The organism is Bartonella sp. 220B (assembly GCF_026930205.1).
Lineage (GTDB): Bacteria > Pseudomonadota > Alphaproteobacteria > Rhizobiales > Rhizobiaceae > Bartonella.
This window is the reverse complement of the sequence record NZ_JANHOI010000005.1, coordinates 42182-62654: the sequence shown is the minus strand read 5'-3', so window position 1 is coordinate 62654 and position 20473 is coordinate 42182. Positions and strand designations below refer to the sequence as shown.

Below are 20473 nucleotides of genomic sequence, written 5' to 3'. Positions count from 1 at the left end.
CTAACGAGAAAATCCAAAAAAACTGACAATATCATGCCAACGAATAGTTTCAATATCACTCAACAAAGGATATTTTTCCAAAAGCCAAAAGGAAAGATTTTGCATAGAGCCTGTTAAAAATAAAATACCTGTAACGACCAAAAAAATACCAATCATTTTTTCAACTTTTCCTAAATGAATACGAAAAGCGCCTAAAAATCTCATAAAATGACTTGAAAATAAAGCTGCTAACACAAAAGGCACACCAAGACCCAACGCATAAATCCCTAAAAGGAGTGCACCCTCACCCACAGTTTCTTTTGTTCCGGCAAGCGTTATAACAGGTCCTAAAATTGGACCAATACAAGGTGTCCAACCAAATGCAAAAGCTAAACCAATAATATAGGCTCCTAAAGGACCAGTAGGCACTTTATGCATTTGAAAACGTGCTTCACGAAATAAAAAAGCAATTTTGAAAAGCCCCAGAAAATTTAAACCAAAAATAATAATGATAATTCCAGCAGCAATTGCAAACCAATCACGATAATAACCGATGAACTTGCCAACTGTACTTGCACTCGCACCTAAAGCAATAAAAACGGTTGTAAAACCCAGCACAAAAGCAAAAACAGAAGATAACAGCGCCCGCCGGATAAACACTTTTCCCTCACGTTTTTGTGAACGCAAATCATCAATACCAATACCTGCCATATAACACAAATAAGGAGGGACTAAAGGCAAAACACACGGTGATAAAAAAGACAAAGCACCAGCAAAAAACACACCAACTGTCGAAATTTCTACAAGCAAAACACTCTATCCATTTTCAATGATGATTTATGCCGCTTCATCAGCATCAATCCATTTCTTCATCAATTTGTTGCATATTTTGTGTATCTGCAACCACACTTATATCTTCATCATGACCAGAAACAACTGAAAAAACTTTTTGATAAATTTTATCTTTATTTTTAGCGATCGCAATATACTCTCCCTCAGCTAACACCAATGAAGCATAAGCGCCAACTGTTTCATAAATGATATCACCAGAATCATTGGTAAGAGACCAACTTGTATCCGCTAGTGCTTCTCCTCCTTCTTGCCTTACCAACTTTAAGACAATTTGAGCGGCCTGATGTTCAAGAGTTACCTCAGTAATTTTACCTGCATCTACTTGGATATCGGAACGAACAATAGCATTAATGGATCCATAATGAGAAGCAACATGATAGTTGCCAGCTTTCAAACGCACAATTGACTGAGGTTTAATATTGGATAAAATCACACCGGTATCATCGTTTTCTTTTTCATCTTCATAGATAGTAAAACGCAATTCCTTTTCATTGATCATACCGTTTAGCAGTGTAGCATTTAAAATAACACCACCAGCATCAAGATTAAATTTTTTAACAAGTTTCTGCCCACTTTCTAAAGTTACATGACGCATAGCACTCACATGACCAAATGAGACATGTACAAGATAACTTCCTGGATCTAAATCAAAACGTGCGCTTCCCCCCTCATAAATTTCAGCCAATGGTAATTTATTATCAATTCCTAGGATAGGTGTATAAACCCGCCATACAAGCCCTTTCGTAATATTTTCATTACTGTTTGTTAACCGAGCATGCAAAATAAGTTGTGGTTTAGAAATTAAATTTTCTTTTTCAGAATCTTTTTCCAAACCTTGAGAGTGTGAAAGAAAATTTGTGGAATTTTTTTGGTGATAACCCTGCTCTCTCCCTTCCTCAGAAAAGACACAATTATTCCAAATCAATAAGATAAACGCCACACATAACCACAACCACCGGCGCAATATTTTTATAAGAATAGCCATTTTCACATTGTTGACCAAAGTGATCATTTTTTCAAGAAACAATATCACTAAAATCATCATTCTAAATTGAAAAACTCACACCGCAACCACACGATGAAACGGCATTAGGATTATGAATTTGAAAAGACTGTCCCATAAGATCATCAACAAAATCAATTTCAGCTCCTTCCATAAAGGGAAGCGATAGTGAATCAATAAGGACAATTGCCCCATCTTTTTTTAAAACGAGGTCATCTTCACTCATTTCAGAAACCAAACTATATTTATAAGAAAAACCAGAACACCCACCGCCTTCAACGGAAATACGTAACCCTATTTTATCTGGTTCATTCAAAAGTATCTGAGCAATCCGCTTAGCAGCAATATCTGAAATATTCACACCCATTTTATATATCCTTGCATTAAACTATCAAGAAAGAGTATCTCAGAAAAAGAGAATTTTATTTAAAATATAAGCCTCTCTCAATTTAGGATGAGAATGGACAGCTTACAATGGACATAAACGATATCAATTTTAATTACCACTCTCGAGCACCCTATAGTGCCAATCCACAAACAAGCCGTGGTAGATTATTCCATGAAACGATAAGTCCTATACGATCACCTTTTCAACGGGATAGAGACCGTATTATTCATTCTAATGCATTTCGACGCCTTAAACATAAAACGCAAGTCTTTATTGCTGATGAGAGTGATCATTATCGTACGCGACTGACGCATTCAATAGAAGTTTCTCAAATTGCTCGCACATTAGCCCGTGCGCTCTATCTTGATGAAGATCTGGCTGAAGCCATTGCCCTTGTTCACGACTTTGGGCATACACCTTTCGGCCACGCAGGAGAAGATGCACTTAATGAAGCTATGATACAATATGGTGGTTTTGACCACAATGCGCAAGCATTACGCATTGTCACAAAACTGGAACAACGCTATGCAAATTTTGATGGGCTTAACCTTACTTGGGAAACGCTCGAAGGGCTTGTGAAACATAACGGTCCCCTTTTCGGTCCTTATGCGAACAAAAAAGAGGTCCCGATCGATATTCTACAATATAATATAAAGCAAGATCTTGAGCTCGATTGTTTTGCTGGACTAGAAGCACAATGCGCTGCTATTGCGGATGATATCGCTTATAATGCGCATGATATTGATGATGGTTTACGTTCGCAATTTTTAACAATTGACCAATTCGAACAGGTTTCGCTCACCGCAGCATTATTAGAAGATATAAAAAAAGAATATCCCCAACTTGATCAAACTCGGCGCGGCTACGAACTCGTACGCAAACAGATAACAATCATGGTTGAAGATGTTATCAAACAATCACAAAAAAATTTGGCACACATTGCACCAACAAGCATAAACGATATTCACCAAGCAAAACAAACCATTGTGAGTTTTTCTCCTGCAATGACAGTTTACGAAAAAGAACTAAAAGATTTTCTCTTTGAAAATCTTTATTACCATGAACAAGTTCTCAATCGTCGTAATGCAGCAAAATGCATTGTACAAAAATTATTCGACTGTTATCATCAGAATCCGGATATCATGCCTGAAAGTTGGTACAGCAAAACAACGCACCTAACAAATCAAGAGTTAGCACGTCTCATTGCTGATTTTTTGTCAGGTATGACTGATCACTATGCTCTACGCGAATATCACCGTTTATTTGACCATACAGATAATTTCGTTTAATTGCTTTTGAATACATGATGGAAATTGAATATGAATGTCTTTAAAAACTTCGAGAAAAAAATTAAAAAAACACTCGAATTATCTGGTATCAAAGGAAAAAATGGAGAAGATCTAGATTTATCTAAAATTACTGTTGATCCCCCCCGTGATTCTTCACATGGCCATTTATCAACCAACGCTGCTATGGTACTTGCAAAGTCTATAGGGCTTAATCCGCGTGAGCTTGCAGAGAAAATCATAGAACTTCTCAAAGATGAGCCCTCCATAGACTGTATTGATGTTGCTGGACCTGGATTTATCAACATCACGCTTACAAAACGATTTTGGCAAAATGCTATAAAATCCATGCTTGAATTAGGCGTCTCTTACGGTCGTATTCCGATGGGACAAGGAAAACGTATCAATGTTGAGTATGTATCAGCAAATCCAACAGGGCCAATGCATGTAGGACATTGCCGAGGAGCTGTTGTGGGAGATGTTCTCTCTAATTTGTTGCAATTCGTCGGATACAATATTACGAAAGAATACTACATTAATGATGCTGGAAAACAAATCGACGTGCTTGCCCACTCCGTATTGTTACGCTACCGTGAAGCTCTCGGCCAAAAAATTAATGCAATTCCAGAAGGATTATACCCAGGTGAATACCTGATACCTTTGGGCCAAGCGCTTGTCCAAGAATTTGATGACCAATTACTCACTATGGATAAAGATGAAGTTTTATCTATCGTGAAAGAGCGGGCAATTCATGCCATGATGTCAATGATTCGAAAAGATTTGGCAGCTCTTAACATTTATCATGATATCTTTTTCTCTGAGCGGATGCTTTATGCAGATAATGCACGTGCTATTCGTAATACAATTAACGATCTCACTTTAAGTGGTTATATCTACAAAGGAAAGCTTCCACCACCAAAAGGGCAAAATACAGAAGACTGGGAAACAAGCGAACAAACTTTGTTCCGCTCAACAGATGTTGGAGATGACCAAGACCGTGTTTTAGTTAAATCTGACGGTTCTTATACTTATTTTGCTGCGGATGTTGCTTATTTTCGCGATAAATTTAATCGTCATTTTGATAAAATGATTTACATTTTAGGTGCTGATCATGCTGGTTATGTAAAACGATTAGAAGCCGTGGCCAAAGCAATTTCTGGCGATAAAGCCAAATTGAGTGTTTTCTTATGTCAACTTGTAAAGCTCTTTCGCAACGGTCAACCTGTGCGCATGTCGAAGAGAGCAGGATCCTTTGTGACTTTACGGGATGTTGTAGAAGAAGTTGGCCGTGATCCAGTGCGTTTTATGATGCTGTACCGCAAATGTGAAGCACCACTTGATTTCGATTTTGCCAAAGTAACAGAGCAATCAAAAGATAATCCCATCTTTTACGTACAATATGCAAATGCACGTTGTCACTCTGTTTTTCGTCAAGCACAAGAAACCCTGCATATTGAAAATCTTTCAAATGATACAATGATTGCGTACCTCAACCGATTAATAGACGATAATGAAATATCCCTCATACGCAAACTTTCTGAATACCCACGTATCATTGAACAAGCTGTAATTCATAAAGAACCACATCGATTGGCGTTTTATCTCTATGACCTTGCTTCCAGCTTTCATGCTCATTGGAATAAAGGGAGTGATAATGTTGCTTTGCGTTTCATCCAGCCTGATGATAAAGAACTTACACTTGCCAGATTGGGCTTGATACAAGCTATCATAAATATTTTATCATCAGGACTTACAATTGTAGGAGTTGAAGCACCGACAGAAATGCGTTGAAAAAGTTCTATAAATACATAAAATAGGTGGTTTGTTGATATTTTTCATATATCCTTGTGGCAAAAGGGGGAAGTTTGTAATTTTAAAATATAACAAATTAAAATTAACCATTTATTGAATGCATATGCAAATCATTATGTGAGAAAAGCTATGAGCGATAATGATCGCAAAAATTCACGCGAAATAAAACAAGATCATGAACACAATGATCCTTTAGAGAGGCTTACGCGCATTTTTAATCCAAATAAACAACGTGGACATCAAAATGATCAATCTTCTTTACAGACGGATCAATCCATAGCTCACACTCCTAAAGCTTCATCCTATGAAGATGACTTTGATTTGTCCTTTCTAGAAACAGAATTTGAAAATAATTTAACAAATGACTTGCCAAATGAACCAACATCAAATGCTGAACCAACAACTTTTTTCAACAAATCAGAACAAAACAACTTTTCGTCTGAAGAGCTATACTCTTCAACTCTGAATCATGATGAAGAGCAAATTTTAGATGAACTTTCTCCATTACCTATCCCAAAGAATCAATCATCTCAAAAGAAAACTCCCCCCATCAGTGCTGATCCTTTTTTTGAAAAACGTGATTTTAACGTACAATCAGAAAATTTCTTTTTCAATGAATCGGATAAACACGATCATAGAGAAATCACATCAGAACCCATTGAAAAAGCTAGCCGTTTTGCACAAACAACCTCACAACAAAAAAATACTTCTATAAAACAAAATTATGATGACAATCAAAGCTTTCACGACGTTTCCATAAACCACCCATATAAAGTTTCAGCTGATCAAGAGAAATGGGCTACAGAATATTACAATAATGTCTCCTCTTCTACGGATACGAATATATTTCCCTCATCTTCTGACCTTATTTCAGAGAAAAAAGATATTGCAAAAAATGAAACAGAAATTGGCTTTCCATCATCTTTCAATTCAACACAAATGGACAAACAGTCTTATTTAGAAGGCGTTTCACAGGAGCGCTATAGTGCCGATTATCCACAGTTTTATGAAGAGGAATCCGTAAAACAAGAAACTTATGCTGGAACAACTCCAAAATATCGTGACGCTCAAAACCAATATATCAACAGCACTGAAAATAGCTCCAAGCGAAATAATAAAGAAGCGTCGTATCAAAATAATTTAAATGATATGCACCCCTCATCAGAACCTCTTAGCACAAAACAAAGAGAAAGCCTTTTTGCTCATAACTATATGCACAGAGATACTCCTCCTCCAAATGTTAATACTCATAAATTTGCAGAGGAAATCGTAGAAAAAACTGGCCCCATTATGGTTCCTGAAGTCCCGTATGAAGCCCCAGAATATGATGTACCAACTGATGATTTGAAAGAAGAATTTGCTGATATATTCAATGTAGGAAATGTTTCAGCAGAAAATTTTTTGCAGCAACAACAGCAAAGTGAAGTCTTCAATGAAATCTTTCATCAAACCATGGATATTCCAAAAGAAGATGCATATACAAATTTACAAGATCAAAATGCTAACTATGCTCCCGCCAACAATGTAGGGTACAATTCCTCCTTTTCTACAGAGAATGCATTATACAAAGGTATAGATGAAATCCCCATGCATGCATCATCTCACCCTCCCGTGAAAAGTTCTATTGTTGGTAAAACGCTTACTAAAACTATTGTTCTTCTCATCTTAATAACAATGGGTTTCTTCAGTTATTCTCATTTCTTTATGCCATCACAAAAAAATGGAAATGTGCCCATTATCCATGCTGACAATACACCTTTCAAATTTAAACAAGAAACAACTGAAACGAAAAATGATGTTGCACATAATTTAGATATTTATAAACAAACAACTGAACAAAATGAAAAACAAGAAAATACACAGCAATCGCTTATTGATAATTCTGAACAACCTGAAGACTTAACAGAATTAAACCAACAAAAATCTACAAGTTTTTCATCCTCTTCTCCTCATGAATCTGATGTTGAAGATGCAGTAACAGAAGCTATCAATCACACCATTCCAACACGAGAAGTGCAAACTGTTATTGTAAACCAAGATGGCACCGTTGTACTGGCACCAATGGATCACACAGAGAAAAAAACTGCTGACGAACCCCAAGAAACAACTAATCACACCACTGTAGATCAATCTCAAGATTTTTCGCCTGTTTCTTCTCAAGATTCCAATACAAATAATAAAGGAACAGAACATAACTTCACGAGTGCCATCGATAAAATAATAGCTGAAAGCACCTCTCCCTCTAAGATTGAAGGAAAAGTTATACCTCTTCCTTCGTATGCAAAAAAAAATTCAGAACGACAACTGCGTGCTGATTCTCGAACAGCTTCACCAAACCGAATAGTCACACAAAATGCAGAAAGTTATTACGTACAGCTTGCATCCCAACCAACCCATGCGTTAGCCAAAGATTCTTTGGAAAACATAAAGTCTAGATTTGGATTCCTTATTGGTACTCGTCCTTTAAATATTCAATCTGCACTCATACCAGGTAAAGGAACCTACTATCGTGTTCGTATACAGACGCAAAATCGGAATGACGCTGTAAGCCTTTGTGAAAACATCAAAAGCTCTGGAGGAAATTGCTTTATCACGCGCTAAATAAATCATGCAACAGCTTTAATGACTACTGCATGATTTATTTAATACCAATGATTGAGTTTATTGGTTAATTTCAGGAATTAAAATCTCTTCAATTTTTTAAGCTTATACATTTAAAAAATTTTATACCTTAATCTATGATTCATGAAATTTTTTATCTGAGGAATTACTCATAGGGTAAAGATGATGTCGTGTTTTTATATGTATCAGGTATTTGAGATGTCGAATTTGAATCTTTTTTCGGATCTGTGATCATGTGATTTGATTGTATAGCATTATGATGAGATACATGTTCTGGAGATTTTTCAAAAAAAGATCCTAAAAAACCAAAAACGAACCAAATAATAAAAACTCCAAGAAGGATAGCAAGAATACCTCTACCAATTGAATTAAGCTGTTCACGCTCTTTTTTTTCATCAGCTATACGTTTCTCATATGTGTGGTAATTTCTGTCAATCATAGTGAATTCCTTTTTTCAATTCCCCTATCTAAGTTACAAAATATCCATAGACATAGATAAAATTATTCAGATATTTATTTTGAAAAACGCTCAATATCACGAAAAGTTCCAGATTACTTAATCAAGAAGAAGGAACATGAAAACAAAAAGATTTCTCAATAGTCTTTACAATTAATTCTATAATAAAGCATTGACACAAATGTTTTGCTAATAATAAAGTTATAATGGAAATATCTCATTATCTTTTTAATAAAAAAGTACGTCGCGGCAAAGCATATCCTAAAAGGTTTTAATTATGAAAACTTCCACATCACCACTTCCGTTCAAAATAGAAGAGCATCCCTCTCCTTTATCAGACGAGAATCGTGAAAAAATTCTAAAAAATCCTGGTTTTGGTCAATTTTTTACAGATCATATGTGTACCATCCAATGGACTAAAGACAAAGGTTGGCATAACGCTGTTATTTCTCAATACAAAGCTTTAGAGATTAATCCAGCAAGCACCGTTTTGCACTATGGGCAAGAAATTTTTGAAGGTTTAAAAGCCTATCGCGCAAAAGATGGACGCATCTTGTTATTCCGCCCCGATGCCAATGCACAACGTTTGATAGAATCAGCAAAGCGTTTGGCTATGCCAGAATTGCCAAAAGACATTTTCTTAGATGCCGTTAATCAATTGATAAAAATTGATCAAAAATGGGTTTCAGATCTTCCAAATTCGAGCCTCTACATACGTCCATTCATGTTTGGTAATGAAGCCTTTTTAGGTGTTCGCCCTTCTCAAGAATATCTTTTTTGTATCATAGCATCTCCCGTTGCATCCTATTTTAAAGGAGAAGAAAAGCCTATTAGCGTATGGATCGAAACGGATTATAGCCGTGCTGGTCCAGGAGGCACAGGTGCGGCAAAATGTGGTGGAAACTATGCAGCAAGCTTACTGGCACAAAGCCGCGCAGCACAAAATAATTGTAGCCAAGTACTTTTCCTGGATATGGTTGAGCATAAATGGATTGAAGAACTCGGTGGCATGAATGTTTTCTTTATTATGGAAAATAATACACTTGTAACACCTACACTGAATGGCACTATCCTTCCAGGAATAACACGTCACTCAATTTTACAATTGGCGCAACAAATGGAATTAACGATAGAAGAACGCCCTTATTCTTTTGAATCGCTCAAAGAAGATGCACGAAGTGGTCATCTTAAAGAAGTTTTTGCTTGTGGTACAGCAGCCGTTATTACATCAATCGGCCGTTTTAAATACAAAGATGGAGAAGCTATTATCGGAAATGAAACGATTGGTGAAATTACAAGACAACTTCGCATGCAACTGGTTGACCTTCAAAAAGGTAATATAGAAGATAAAAATGACTGGGTACACTCTGTCCAGCTCTCATAACAATAAGAAGATATTTCTACAAATCACTCTATCAATACTTCCATGAAAACATCTCTTAGAGTTTTTATGGAAGCACAGTTCCCCTCCCAATAATACTTTTTCACTTTCTTAACAGATTCTGCAAAAAAGAAAGCATTCTTTTAATCAAATTTTGAATAATCTCTATGTTGCGCTTTAATATGACGGATTGTACCGGTATGTGAACGCATCACAAGTGTTTCTGTTTGAATATAACGAGGCGTAAATCTAACACCTGAAAGCATATTGCCATCCGTTACACCTGTTGCAGAAAACAACACATCACCCTTTGCCATTTCTTCCATTGTATAAACTTTATTGGGGTTATCAATTCCCATTTTGGCTGCACGTGCGATTTTTTCTTCTGTATCAAGCTGCAAACGGCCTTGCATCTGCCCACCAATGCAACGCAAGGCTGCAGCAGCTAACACACCCTCTGGTGCTCCACCAGTCCCCATATAGATATCAATACCCGTTTCATCTGGATCTGTTGTATCGATAACAGCCGCGACATCTCCATCGCCAATTAAACGAATTGATGCTCCCGTTGCACGCACTTCCTCAATCAGTTTTTCATGACGAGGACGATCCATAATACAAACAGTTACCTGATTAACGGCTACTCCTTTAGCTTTTGCAAGGGCATGAATATTATCAGCAGGCAAAGCATCTATATCAACAACTCCCTTGGGATAACCAGGACCAACAGCAATTTTTTTCATATAAACATCAGGAGCGTAAAGTAAATTACCCCTTTCAGCAATTGCAACCACAGCTAGAGAGTTAGCAAGATTTTTAGCACAAATTGTCGTTCCCTCAAGTGGATCAAGTGCAATATCAATCGCTGTTCCCTCTTGAAGCCCTACTTTTTCTCCAATATAAAGCATAGGAGCTTCATCGCGTTCCCCTTCACCAATCACCACTGTACCATCAATAGGCAACCGATTAAGCTCCTGACGCATTGCATCTACAGCAGCTTGATCAGCGGCCTTTTCATCACCGCGTCCGCGCCAACGTGCAGCTGCAACAGCAGCACGTTCAGTGACACGTACCAATTCAAGTGTTAAAATACGATCAAGTCCATTTAAATTTTTCTGAGATGCGGGCATATAAAAAATCCTACTGAATGAGTATTAAAAAAAGCATTAGCATTTATCGTTAAACATTAAGAAGAAAGCTTTTGGCAAAGATGAAAACTTTCCACAAAAGAAAAAACATTAAAATTTCTCTCTTTGTCATTAAACAACTTCTCAATTTTATGCCATAGATTCAATACGAATAAATTGAGACTTTGCAACAAGATGACCATCTTTTTCAATTGCTGCAAGTGCTTTTCGTACATTCACCTCCGTTGTTTCATGCGTTATTAAAATAATTGTTTTTACAATCTGGCTTTCTACAAAAGGTTTTTGAACAATCGACTCTAATGAAATGTGATTATCAGCCATATGCTGTGCTACTGCAGCAAAAACACCAGCACGATCATGAACATTCAAACGAATAAAATACCCACCTGCATGATGCGAAATACGTGCTTTTTTATGAGGAGCAAGCCCCAATGCTGGATTTCTGAAAACAGGTGCATACTGAAAACCAGTATGTGCTTTCGCTATATCAGCCAAATCACCAATAACCGCTGATGCTGTTGCCACTCCTCCAGCACCAGGACCAGAAAAGAGCAATTCACCTAATAAATCACTTTGAATAGAAAGGGCATTTGTTACGCCATGAATCTGTGCAATCATTGATGATGTTGGTACCATTGTTGGATGAACACGCTGCTCAATTCCGGAATCGGTTTCTAATGCAACCCCTAAAAGCTTAATCCGATAACCCAATTCATCAGCTGCACGGACATCAATCTGCGAAATATTGCTAATTCCTTCAACATAAACATCATCTAACGAAATGGCCGTTCCGAACGCTAAACTTGTCAATAAAGCCAATTTATGAGCAGTATCATTTCCACCAATATCAAAAGTTGGATCAGTTTCTGCATAACCAAGTCTCTGTGCATCCGTCAAACAATCTTTAAATGAAAGTCCCTCATTAAACATACGTGTTAATATATAGTTGCAGGTTCCATTGAGAATGCCATAAATTCGCGATATCCGGCTACCGCAAAGTGATTCTCTCATCGCTTTGATGACAGGAATTCCCCCAGCAACAGCAGCTTCAAAATGAAAAAAAACACCTTTTTTTTCTGCACTCATAGCAAGTGCTACCCCGTGTCGTGCAAGAAGTGCTTTATTGGCAGTAACAACATGTTTCCCCCCCTCAAGCGCCTTCTTAACAGCTTGATGTACAATATCTAATTCACCACCAATTAATTCCACAAAAACATCAATCTCATCAGAAGACGCTAACTCCACTGGTGAATCGAACCATTTTACATCACTCAGATCAATTCCACGATTACGGCTTCTATCACGTGCACTAACAGCAACAATTTTGATTGATCGTCCACATTGGCAAGCTAAACTACTCGCTTTTTCCTGCAGAATTTTTATAACTGAACTACCAACCGTACCAAGACCCGCAATGCCAACTCTTAAAGCTTCTGCCATTCTCTAACTGCTTATCCCTCTCTTCTTTTAAAAAACATGATGTGCAAATCAATGAAAACAATGCTTACAACCAAATATAATCTAAAGAAGTCCCCCACTCTATTCAACCCAATTTGTCCTCTTGTACAACAAAACTGTTCGTTCAATCAAAATCTCTCAGAATACAAAATTTATCTCTTTTAAAGAGTAATATCCTTTTAAAACGACTGCTTCAAAGAATGGAGCTTAAATAAGCATCTGAAAAAATGATTATTAGCTTTCATTTTACTTTGGATTTGTTGCAATATTTTTTTCATTTTTACAGCGAACATTTTATTAAACGAAAGGAAAGCGCACCTAATCGCAGAGGCAATCTTATATGATTCGTGTCATTTTTTTTAGCTCATTAATGATATGTTTGTCGTTTTATTTCAGGAAACTGATCTATAACCGCTTATGGTTTTAGCCAAAATCTTGGATGATTATTTTCCTTCATAGAGGACTTTTAGACAAGTAAAATACTATAACATTTAATATTCTGATTTAATTGCTTTTTATTTCCCAAAAAAGTAAGCACGAAAAATATCATTCGATTATCATTCATGCTAACATAAAAAATGATCAACCAATGAATTATTCTCTCTATTTTCTCACGCCAACTCTAGAAAGTAGAATAATCCGGACAAGAGTGACGATAACATATCCAAAATAATGCAATAAAATATGTTTTTTTAAAAAAAATTACGCAGAGGGCTTGCGAAGTAAAAAGATCCTCTCTATAAGCCTCATCATTGGTTCGCGCCCATCGTCTAGAGGTTAGGACGCCGCCCTTTCACGGCGGAAACAGGGGTTCAATTCCCCTTGGGCGTACCATATCACTTTTTTCCCCAAATAACCTATTGTTTTTTCATATGTTTTTTTAAGGTGCGGGGTGCATGAATAAAGGTTAGGGAATAGGATCTTTGCAATTATCCTGTGAAGAGAATTGCTAAAGTTTCTGTGTGGGTGATTTTTATATCCCCAAGAGAATGCTATATCACTTATGCTTATAAGAAAAAGAAGACGCGTTAACTATAGATCTATGGAATAGTGTTATTTCGTAATGTTTAAAATTTGTAAGGCACATTAACACGTAAGCTGTATTTTCTAGCAAACACAGCTGTCACTCTTTATAAAACTCTATTGAGTTCCCAGAAGAGCTTTAAGAACAATTTTTAAGACGTTCTAAGGGCTAATTCAAAACTCGGTTTATACCGCCTCTTCTTGATTACAGATCCTTGTCTATCACATTCAATTTTTTAGACAAACAGATCACTACCTGAGAGCTGAAAGAGCTGTATATATAACCTTATTTATCAATTGATTTTCCGAACATAATATCTCTAAAAACCGTAACGAACGCCATAATAATATAAATTTATCAAATAATTAAATAAAACATCTTACAAAAAACAAAGATTCCCTACACCCTGTAGTAAATTTCACTGATCCTTCTCTTGCATCAGCTTTTTATCAACGATACAATGATCACATTAAAAAATGAATATTATTTTTTAATGAATTAGTTTAAAAATAATTTTTATCCTATTGATAACTCACTGTTTTAACAGTTCCTTATATCATTCTTGTTTTTACTTTTCATTGTAAAGCTGAAAATGCTATAAAAAATAATATCACTTAAACAAAAAGGACTTAGCATGGCAAAGATCAAAGTGGAAAACCCCGTTGTTGAAATCGATGGGGACGAAATGACCCGTATCATCTGGAAATATATTAAAGATAAATTGATCCATCCCTATCTCGACATTGAGCTTAAATACTACGATCTTTCCGTTGTAAATCGAGATGCAACCGATGATCAGGTAACCATTGATTCTGCCAATGCTATCAAAAAATACGGGGTTGGTATAAAATGTGCAACCATCACACCGGATGAAGCACGAGTTAAAGAATTTAACCTTAAAAAAATGTGGAAATCACCCAATGGCACGATCCGTAATATTTTAGGGGGCGTTATTTTTCGTGAACCTATTATTTGTAAAAATGTCCCACGCCTCGTTCCTAGCTGGACAAAACCAATTATTATTGGACGGCACGCTTTTGGTGATCAATATAAAGCAACGGATTTCAAATTTCCTAGCAAAGGGAAATTAAGTATTAAATTCGTCGGAGATGACAATCAAATTATCGAACATGACGTTTTTGATGCTCCAAGCGCAGGGGTTGCTATGGCTATGTACAACCTTGATGAATCAATTCGTGATTTTGCCAGAGCATCTTTTAATTATGGGCTACAACGAAATGTTCCAGTCTATCTTTCAACAAAAAATACCATTCTAAAAGCTTACGATGGCCGTTTTAAAGACATCTTTCAAGAAATATTTGATGCAGAATTTAAAACTGAATTTGAAAATCATAAACTATATTACGAACACCGCCTCATTGATGATATGGTTGCCTCTGCCCTTAAATGGTCAGGTGGCTATGTGTGGGCATGTAAAAACTATGATGGTGATGTTCAGTCTGATATTGTTGCTCAAGGCTTTGGTTCCCTTGGTCTCATGACTTCTGTTCTCATGACACCAGACGGTAAAATTGTTGAAGCAGAAGCAGCACATGGTACAGTAACACGTCATTACCGTCAGCATCAAAGAGGTGAAGAAACATCAACAAATTCTATTGCATCTATTTTTGCATGGACACGGGGACTAGCACACCGTGCTAAACTGGATAATAATGAGAAATTAAAAAACTTTGCCAAAACATTAGAAGAAGTTTGTATTAAGACCGTTGAAGAAGGTTTTATGACCAAAGATCTTGCACTTTTAATTGGACCAAAACAAAAATGGCTTTCCACAACAGATTTCCTTGATAAAATTAATGAAAATCTCAAACAAGCAATGAATAATTAAGTTATCACTTCATTTAAATTTCAAAGCTCTGTAAAAGCAGAGCTTTGAATCTTCTCTTGGCAAATTTAAAGAACTATCTTATAAATAAAAGAGGTCAACTCTTTACTAAATAGCAAAAACAGTGAAAAAACAAAGCTGGTCTGCGCTTTTATTGGGTAAAAATGGTATTCGTTTTTTGACGTTTACGGGTGGTGTTGTGTTACACGCCACCAACATTTATGTTGTTATTACTATTTTGCCTTCTCTTATGAATGATATCGGTGGTGAGCTTTATTACTCTTGGGTAGCAACCATCTTTATTACAGCATCACTCCTTGGTACTTCGCTTGCAACAAAAATATTAGGGAAAATAGGTCCTCGTAAAGCTTATTTGATTTCAGGCTTCATTTTTACTGTTGGTACCTTCATATGCGCCATAGCTTCAACTATGCCATTATTCTTAATAGGACGTTTTATTCAAGGATTCGGGAGCGGTTCTTTATTATCTTTATCTTATTCTATGATTCGTATTATTCTCAATCCATCTGTATGGTCATATGCGTTAAGTATTATCTCTGGAATGTGGGGAATATCAACCTTATTAGGACCAGCTATCGGTGGCATTTCTGTACACTATGGTATGTGGAGAGCATCCTTTTGGATTATAGGTGTCTTGGCGATAATCTTCTTGCTCATAGCCCTTAAAGTTTTACCAAAAGAAAATGAAAACACTGTTCCATCATCCCCACTTCCTCTTCTACAGCTCTTCATACTCACCTTTTTGATTATTATCATTTCTGCTGGTAGTGCTATAAATACCACTATTGCGCAAATTGGCGGATTAATTATCGGATTGAGTCTTCTCTTTGTTCTAGCAAAAATCGAATCGTCCACACTTCATCCTATGTTGCCGCATAAATCCTTTTCCTTCTCTTCTGAGTTTTTTTCTATTTATGCTTTGATACTTGTTATGACGATAGTAGTATACAGTATAGAGCTTTATTTTCCACTTTTTCTTCAAGAGCTTCATGGTCAAGCTCCACTTGTTGCCGGTTATATAGCGTCACTCATGAGCTTCGGATGGACATGTGGTTCCCTATCAAGTGCTGGTGTAAATGCAAAAAAAATTCGCAGTATTATTGTATACTCTCCCATATTGAGCCTTTTGGGTATAAGCAGTCTTTTATGGCTCGTTCCAATAACAGACTCCACATCTGGACATATCTTTATCATCTGCTTAGCATTGTTTGCTATAGGGATTAGCGCTGGCATAGCATGGCCGCATTTACTAACTCGGATCTTACAATGTGCAAATAATGAAGATGCCCTACGTGCGAGTGAATCCCTTACCTCTGTACAGCTATTTTCAGCAGCATTGAGTGCAACCCTTGCAGGAACAATTACCAATTTTGCGGGCCTTTTAAATCCTGGAGGAATAATAGGAATGATTTTAGCCGCAAAAACTCTTCTTGTAGTACTCATCAGTCTTTTATTTTGTCTTGGTATTCCACTTTCTCTACGCGTTTCTTATAGGATATTTAAAAACCCAACAGGACAATCAAATAACTAAATAAACGAGAAAATATTTTTTCTCTCAATAGCGAAAAGCAATATTAGTTACGCTTTTCCAAATGCCATGAAAAACAAAAAATCAGTAAACCACATAGAGTTAAGATACCCCCAAGAACAGCAGTATATTCATAACTATAGCCCAACTTTAAAACCCACGCTCCAGATTCTGCTCCAAGAGCATTAGCAACATTAAAAGCAGATTGCATTAACGCTCCTGCTAAAATCTGTCCATGGAGAGCCACATCCATAATCTTTGTTTGTATAGAAGGCATAGCTGCGAAAGAAGTACCAACAAAAAAGCATCCTAATGCTGCTGTTAAAGGAGTATGAGATAAAAAGAAAAAAAGAAAAAAAACAAATGCACTCCAAAGCATAGCAAAAAATATCATCGGCGAAGTACCAACTCTAACAGCAAATTTAGGTCCCAAAAGATTCCCGATCACCATCCCTAATCCAACTAACGGCATAATAAATGGTACAAAATCAAGCGAAACACCAGAAATATGCATGAGTGTTGACTTAATATAAGTGAAAACAGAAAATAATCCTGAGGCTCCAACTGAAACCATCATCAAAAGAAACCATACCTGCCTTTGTTTTAATGCATCAAGTTCGCGCAGAGGATTTGTTTTTTGCGTCTCCAAACCAGAAGGCAAAAATTTCCAAATAAGCAAACAACACAATAAAGCAAGAGCACCTACAAGCACAAAAGCAATCTGCCAACCAACAAGTTGCCCAATCCAAGTCGCTCCTGGTGCTCCCAAAACAGTTGCAATTGTTAAACCAAGCATGACATATCCAACAGCTTTGGAACGTTCATTCATTTCTACCATGGAAGCAGCAACCATAGTTGCAAGACCGAAATAGACGCCATGTGGAAGACCACTGATAAACCGCAATGCTACCAATATGTTAAAATCAGAAAAAAAAGCACTTGCAATATTTGCCAGCGCATAAAAAAACATCAATCCTATCAGAACAGTTTTGCGTGATAACTGCGCTGTTGCAACAGCTAAAAGAGGTGCTCCAATCACAACACCCAATGCATAAGCAGAAATGTATTGACCAGCTGTAGGAATATCAACAAACGAGCTTCGTGCCATCTCCGGCTGTAAACCCATGGCAACAAACTCTGCAGTACCAATAGAAAAACTCCCCACGGCAAGAGCTAAAGTTGCTAAACACCGTGTTCTCAAATCAATTCTTAAAGCAAGAGTGTTTTTTCTATGAAAATTCCTCATTGTCATCATTGAGTCGATACCTTAATCGCAAATATCCGTAATATGGCCTAAATGAATTCAAAATCTTCCTCTGTCTATTCTTAAGCATTTCTCAATGAAACATTAAAACATCTTCTACAAAGAAAATGAAAACTGTTGGTGTTTTCATTTTCTTTGTCAGAGATTTTTTAAACAGCATGGAAGAATTTACAATATTTTATCATTTAAATGAAACTTCAGTTATAAAAATACCGTTACTCGCAAAAAATAAGCTTCGCACTTTAAACTATCAACCGTTTGTGTTTTCTAAACCTTCAATTGAGATCAAATCACACTCTTATCTACTCCTACATGAGACAGCTTATGTGAGAACTTCACTATTTAACAAAAAAAATACAAATTATCCTATAAAAATGCAATTTTCATACTTCTTTAAGGGTTCGATAACTCCTCATTAACATTGTTAATCTAAACAATCACCAGAAACAGAAACAAACTGTTTTTCTCCGGATCAGGTAGCGCGTACCGGAGTAACAGTTTCTGTTTACTATTACTGTTACAAAAAATAGAGAGCAATAAAATTATATATTGCTCTTTAGGTTAGTATAATTTTACGTTTTTTAAAAAACATTTTCACTTTGTTTTTAGCAAAAGCTCTTGCTGAAAAATAAATTGAGCAATTTAATAAAAGCAAATGCTATATTTTACAATTAGCGTTTTAACGACCTTGCTTCCACAAAGCACATGTTTCAGCACAAAAATCCGTATAACATCCTTCTTCAATAGCATCACGAATCCCTTGCATAAGCTGTTGATAATAATAGAGATTATTCCAAGTTAACAACATGCCACCAAGAGATTCGCCAGATCTGATCAAATGGTGCAAATAAGCACAACTATAATCACTTGTAGCAGGACAAAGCGACTGTGGATCTAAAGGATGTGGATCCTCTGCATAACGCGCATTGCGCAAATTAATTCTTCCAAAACGCGTAAAAGCTAAACCATGGCGTCCTGCACGTGTTGGCATAACACAATCAAACATATCAACACCACGCGCAACACTTTGTAAAATATCATCAGGCGTTCCCACACCCATGAGATAACGTGGCTTATCCTCTGGCAAAATCGGACAAGTAGTATCTAGCACAGCTGTCATAACACTCTGTGGTTCGCCAACAGCAAGCCCTCCAATAGCATAGCCTTTCAAATCCATCTCTTTTAAAGCGTGAGCAGAACGTTCACGTAGTTTCATATTATCACCACCCTGAACAATGCCAAATAGTGCTTTGTCTGGCTGATCACCAAAAGCTGTTTTACAGCGCTGTGCCCACCGCAATGAAAGTTCCATAGCAGCTTCTATTTCTTTTTCACTTGCAGGAAGTGCAATACATTGATCCAATTGCATTTGGATATCTGCATTAAGGAGCCCTTGAATTTCGATAGAACGCTCAGGACTCATCTCATAGTAGGCACCATTTATATAAGAGCGAAAAATAACACCTTGTTCTGTAATTTTACGAATCCCCGCCAATGACATAACTTGAAATCCACCAGAATCGGTTAGAATAGGCCCAGACCAACGTGAAAACTCATGTAAGCCTCCTAAACGAGCAACACGCTCTGCTCCCGGACGCAACATTAAATGATAAGTATTGCCTAAAATGATATCTGCACCAAGAGCACGTATCTGATCCATATACATAGCTTTAACAGTTCCTGCCGTCCCCACTGGCATAAATGCAGGTGTACGAACACATCCACGACCCGTTATAATTTCACCACGACGCGCATAACCATCTTGAGCAATTTTTCTATAATGAAATGTCTTTATCATCACTCTTGTCTTTTTGATTCTATAAACTCATAGCACCATAGAAAGAAAAGCTATAACTTTCCTTATGGTACCGTCACAAGCTTTATGGATTGATTTCTGATTCGCTTAATATTGTAACCAGCATAAAAAAATTAAATAGCGTAAATGCAATTTTGTTACCAAATAATTATCATAAATAAAGCAACAGACTTATTTCACAAAATAGCCGATATATCGAACAAAATACACTCACCTATCAGAATTTTAAAGCCGTTCTTTCCACCAACAACGACCTTATCTTTCACATGCTTTTATGACCAATAATTCCCAGAAAATTTGGCTTCCTATAAAAGGAATTTCTCAATATTTTGAATACAGAAATAAGCTCTAATGCAAAATATGACACTAGATAAGTATTCCCCTAATTATACTTACATAAAAATATAAGACTCAGACCAACACGCATGAATTGTAAAACAACTCTAAAAAGCAATGAATCCTGCAATACTTAATAACATAAGTGAAATTGGTTATTCACGCTCGTAGTTATGAACAAGTAGTAGTATAACAATGTATTGATTTATAATGATAATTTATCGTTTTACATATTGAATGAGCCCCCCGAAT

General features: G+C 36.5%; 14 protein-coding genes and 1 tRNA gene. 7 read left to right on the top strand and 8 right to left on the bottom strand.

All coding sequences use genetic code 11. The features are described 5' to 3' along the window. Genes NPX99_RS04905 through NPX99_RS04895 form a run of 3 tightly spaced genes read right to left on the bottom strand, consistent with a single transcriptional unit; the run spans position 1 to position 2201 of the window. Positions 1 to 789, bottom strand: a complete 789-nt coding sequence (locus NPX99_RS04905) for a cytochrome c biogenesis CcdA family protein (RefSeq protein ID WP_269030780.1) — start codon at positions 787 to 789, stop codon at positions 1 to 3. A gap of 46 nt (positions 790 to 835) precedes the next feature. After that, entirely contained in the window at positions 836 to 1876 is a 1041-nt protein-coding gene (locus NPX99_RS04900) for a carboxypeptidase regulatory-like domain-containing protein (RefSeq protein WP_269030779.1), read from the bottom strand. Position 1877: 1 nt separating this feature from the next. Further along, positions 1878 to 2201: a HesB/IscA family protein gene (locus NPX99_RS04895; RefSeq protein WP_269030778.1), complete on the bottom strand. Its 324-nt coding sequence runs from the start codon at positions 2199 to 2201 to the stop codon at positions 1878 to 1880. Positions 2202 to 2308: 107 nt separating this feature from the next. Here NPX99_RS04895 and NPX99_RS04890 point away from each other — a divergent pair, with 107 nt between their 5' ends. The 3 genes from NPX99_RS04890 (at position 2309) to NPX99_RS04880 (ending at position 7921) form a co-directional block, all read left to right on the top strand. Beyond that, positions 2309 to 3511: a deoxyguanosinetriphosphate triphosphohydrolase gene (locus NPX99_RS04890; protein WP_269030777.1), complete on the top strand. Its 1203-nt coding sequence runs from the start codon at positions 2309 to 2311 to the stop codon at positions 3509 to 3511. A gap of 30 nt (positions 3512 to 3541) precedes the next feature. Then, positions 3542 to 5299 carry an arginine--tRNA ligase gene (gene argS / locus NPX99_RS04885; protein WP_269030776.1) on the top strand — a complete coding sequence of 586 codons (1758 nt, stop codon included), beginning with the start codon at positions 3542 to 3544 and terminating at the stop codon, positions 5297 to 5299. Between the two features lie 150 nt (positions 5300 to 5449). Then, entirely contained in the window at positions 5450 to 7921 is a 2472-nt protein-coding gene (locus NPX99_RS04880; protein WP_269030775.1) for an SPOR domain-containing protein, read from the top strand. Between the two features lie 166 nt (positions 7922 to 8087). Here the strand turns inward: NPX99_RS04880 and NPX99_RS04875 are convergent, their stop codons facing one another. Then, on the bottom strand, positions 8088 to 8381 hold the full coding sequence (locus NPX99_RS04875) for a hypothetical protein (RefSeq protein ID WP_269030774.1): 294 nt from the start codon (positions 8379 to 8381) through the stop codon (positions 8088 to 8090). A gap of 295 nt (positions 8382 to 8676) precedes the next feature. On the opposite strand from NPX99_RS04875, the gene NPX99_RS04870 reads away from it, so the two are divergent. Further along, positions 8677 to 9783 carry a branched-chain amino acid aminotransferase gene (locus tag NPX99_RS04870; RefSeq protein ID WP_269030773.1) on the top strand — a complete coding sequence of 369 codons (1107 nt, stop codon included), beginning with the start codon at positions 8677 to 8679 and terminating at the stop codon, positions 9781 to 9783. Between the two features lie 140 nt (positions 9784 to 9923). On the opposite strand, the gene glpX is transcribed toward NPX99_RS04870, so the two are convergent. Both glpX and NPX99_RS04860 read right to left on the bottom strand, forming a co-directional pair. Further along, positions 9924 to 10910 (bottom strand): class II fructose-bisphosphatase, encoded by a 987-nt coding sequence (glpX, locus tag NPX99_RS04865; protein WP_269030772.1) that lies wholly within the window; start codon positions 10908 to 10910, stop codon positions 9924 to 9926. A 147-nt stretch (positions 10911 to 11057) separates the two neighbouring features. Continuing rightward, entirely contained in the window at positions 11058 to 12368 is a 1311-nt protein-coding gene (locus NPX99_RS04860) for a homoserine dehydrogenase (protein ID WP_269030771.1), read from the bottom strand. A gap of 777 nt (positions 12369 to 13145) precedes the next feature. Between NPX99_RS04860 and NPX99_RS04855 the strand changes: the two genes are divergently transcribed. The 3 genes from NPX99_RS04855 (at position 13146) to NPX99_RS04845 (ending at position 16808) form a co-directional block, all read left to right on the top strand. Next, a tRNA-Glu gene (locus tag NPX99_RS04855) sits at positions 13146 to 13220 on the top strand. A gap of 824 nt (positions 13221 to 14044) precedes the next feature. Further along, entirely contained in the window at positions 14045 to 15259 is a 1215-nt protein-coding gene (locus tag NPX99_RS04850) for an NADP-dependent isocitrate dehydrogenase (RefSeq protein WP_269030770.1), read from the top strand. Between the two features lie 121 nt (positions 15260 to 15380). Continuing rightward, positions 15381 to 16808 carry an MFS transporter gene (locus NPX99_RS04845; RefSeq protein WP_269030769.1) on the top strand — a complete coding sequence of 476 codons (1428 nt, stop codon included), beginning with the start codon at positions 15381 to 15383 and terminating at the stop codon, positions 16806 to 16808. Positions 16809 to 16851: 43 nt separating this feature from the next. On the opposite strand, the gene NPX99_RS04840 is transcribed toward NPX99_RS04845, so the two are convergent. Both NPX99_RS04840 and tgt read right to left on the bottom strand, forming a co-directional pair. Then, the gene (locus tag NPX99_RS04840; protein ID WP_269030768.1) at positions 16852 to 18060 is read right to left on the bottom strand and encodes an MFS transporter; all 1209 of its coding nucleotides are present in this window, start codon (positions 18058 to 18060) and stop codon (positions 16852 to 16854) included. Between the two features lie 688 nt (positions 18061 to 18748). Beyond that, positions 18749 to 19867 (bottom strand): tRNA guanosine(34) transglycosylase Tgt, encoded by a 1119-nt coding sequence (gene tgt, locus NPX99_RS04835; RefSeq protein ID WP_269030767.1) that lies wholly within the window; start codon positions 19865 to 19867, stop codon positions 18749 to 18751. Between the last annotated feature and the right edge of the window lie 606 nt (positions 19868 to 20473).

Bases quoted from the DNA above. Each gene is read 5' to 3' on its own strand.
- NPX99_RS04900 (WP_269030779.1), bottom strand. From the start codon at position 1,876: ATGATGATTTTAGTGATATTGTTTCTTGAAAAAATGATCACTTTGGTC.
- NPX99_RS04895 (WP_269030778.1), bottom strand. From the start codon at position 2,201: ATGGGTGTGAATATTTCAGATATTGCTGCTAAGCGGATTGCTCAGATA.
- NPX99_RS04890 (WP_269030777.1), top strand. From the start codon at position 2,309: ATGGACATAAACGATATCAATTTTAATTACCACTCTCGAGCACCCTAT.
- argS (WP_269030776.1), top strand. From the start codon at position 3,542: ATGAATGTCTTTAAAAACTTCGAGAAAAAAATTAAAAAAACACTCGAA.
- NPX99_RS04880 (WP_269030775.1), top strand. From the start codon at position 5,450: ATGAGCGATAATGATCGCAAAAATTCACGCGAAATAAAACAAGATCAT.
- NPX99_RS04875 (WP_269030774.1), bottom strand. From the start codon at position 8,381: ATGATTGACAGAAATTACCACACATATGAGAAACGTATAGCTGATGAA.
- NPX99_RS04870 (WP_269030773.1), top strand. From the start codon at position 8,677: ATGAAAACTTCCACATCACCACTTCCGTTCAAAATAGAAGAGCATCCC.
- glpX (WP_269030772.1), bottom strand. From the start codon at position 10,910: ATGCCCGCATCTCAGAAAAATTTAAATGGACTTGATCGTATTTTAACA.
- NPX99_RS04860 (WP_269030771.1), bottom strand. From the start codon at position 12,368: ATGGCAGAAGCTTTAAGAGTTGGCATTGCGGGTCTTGGTACGGTTGGT.
- NPX99_RS04850 (WP_269030770.1), top strand. From the start codon at position 14,045: ATGGCAAAGATCAAAGTGGAAAACCCCGTTGTTGAAATCGATGGGGAC.
- NPX99_RS04840 (WP_269030768.1), bottom strand. From the start codon at position 18,060: ATGATGACAATGAGGAATTTTCATAGAAAAAACACTCTTGCTTTAAGA.
- tgt (WP_269030767.1), bottom strand. From the start codon at position 19,867: ATGATAAAGACATTTCATTATAGAAAAATTGCTCAAGATGGTTATGCG.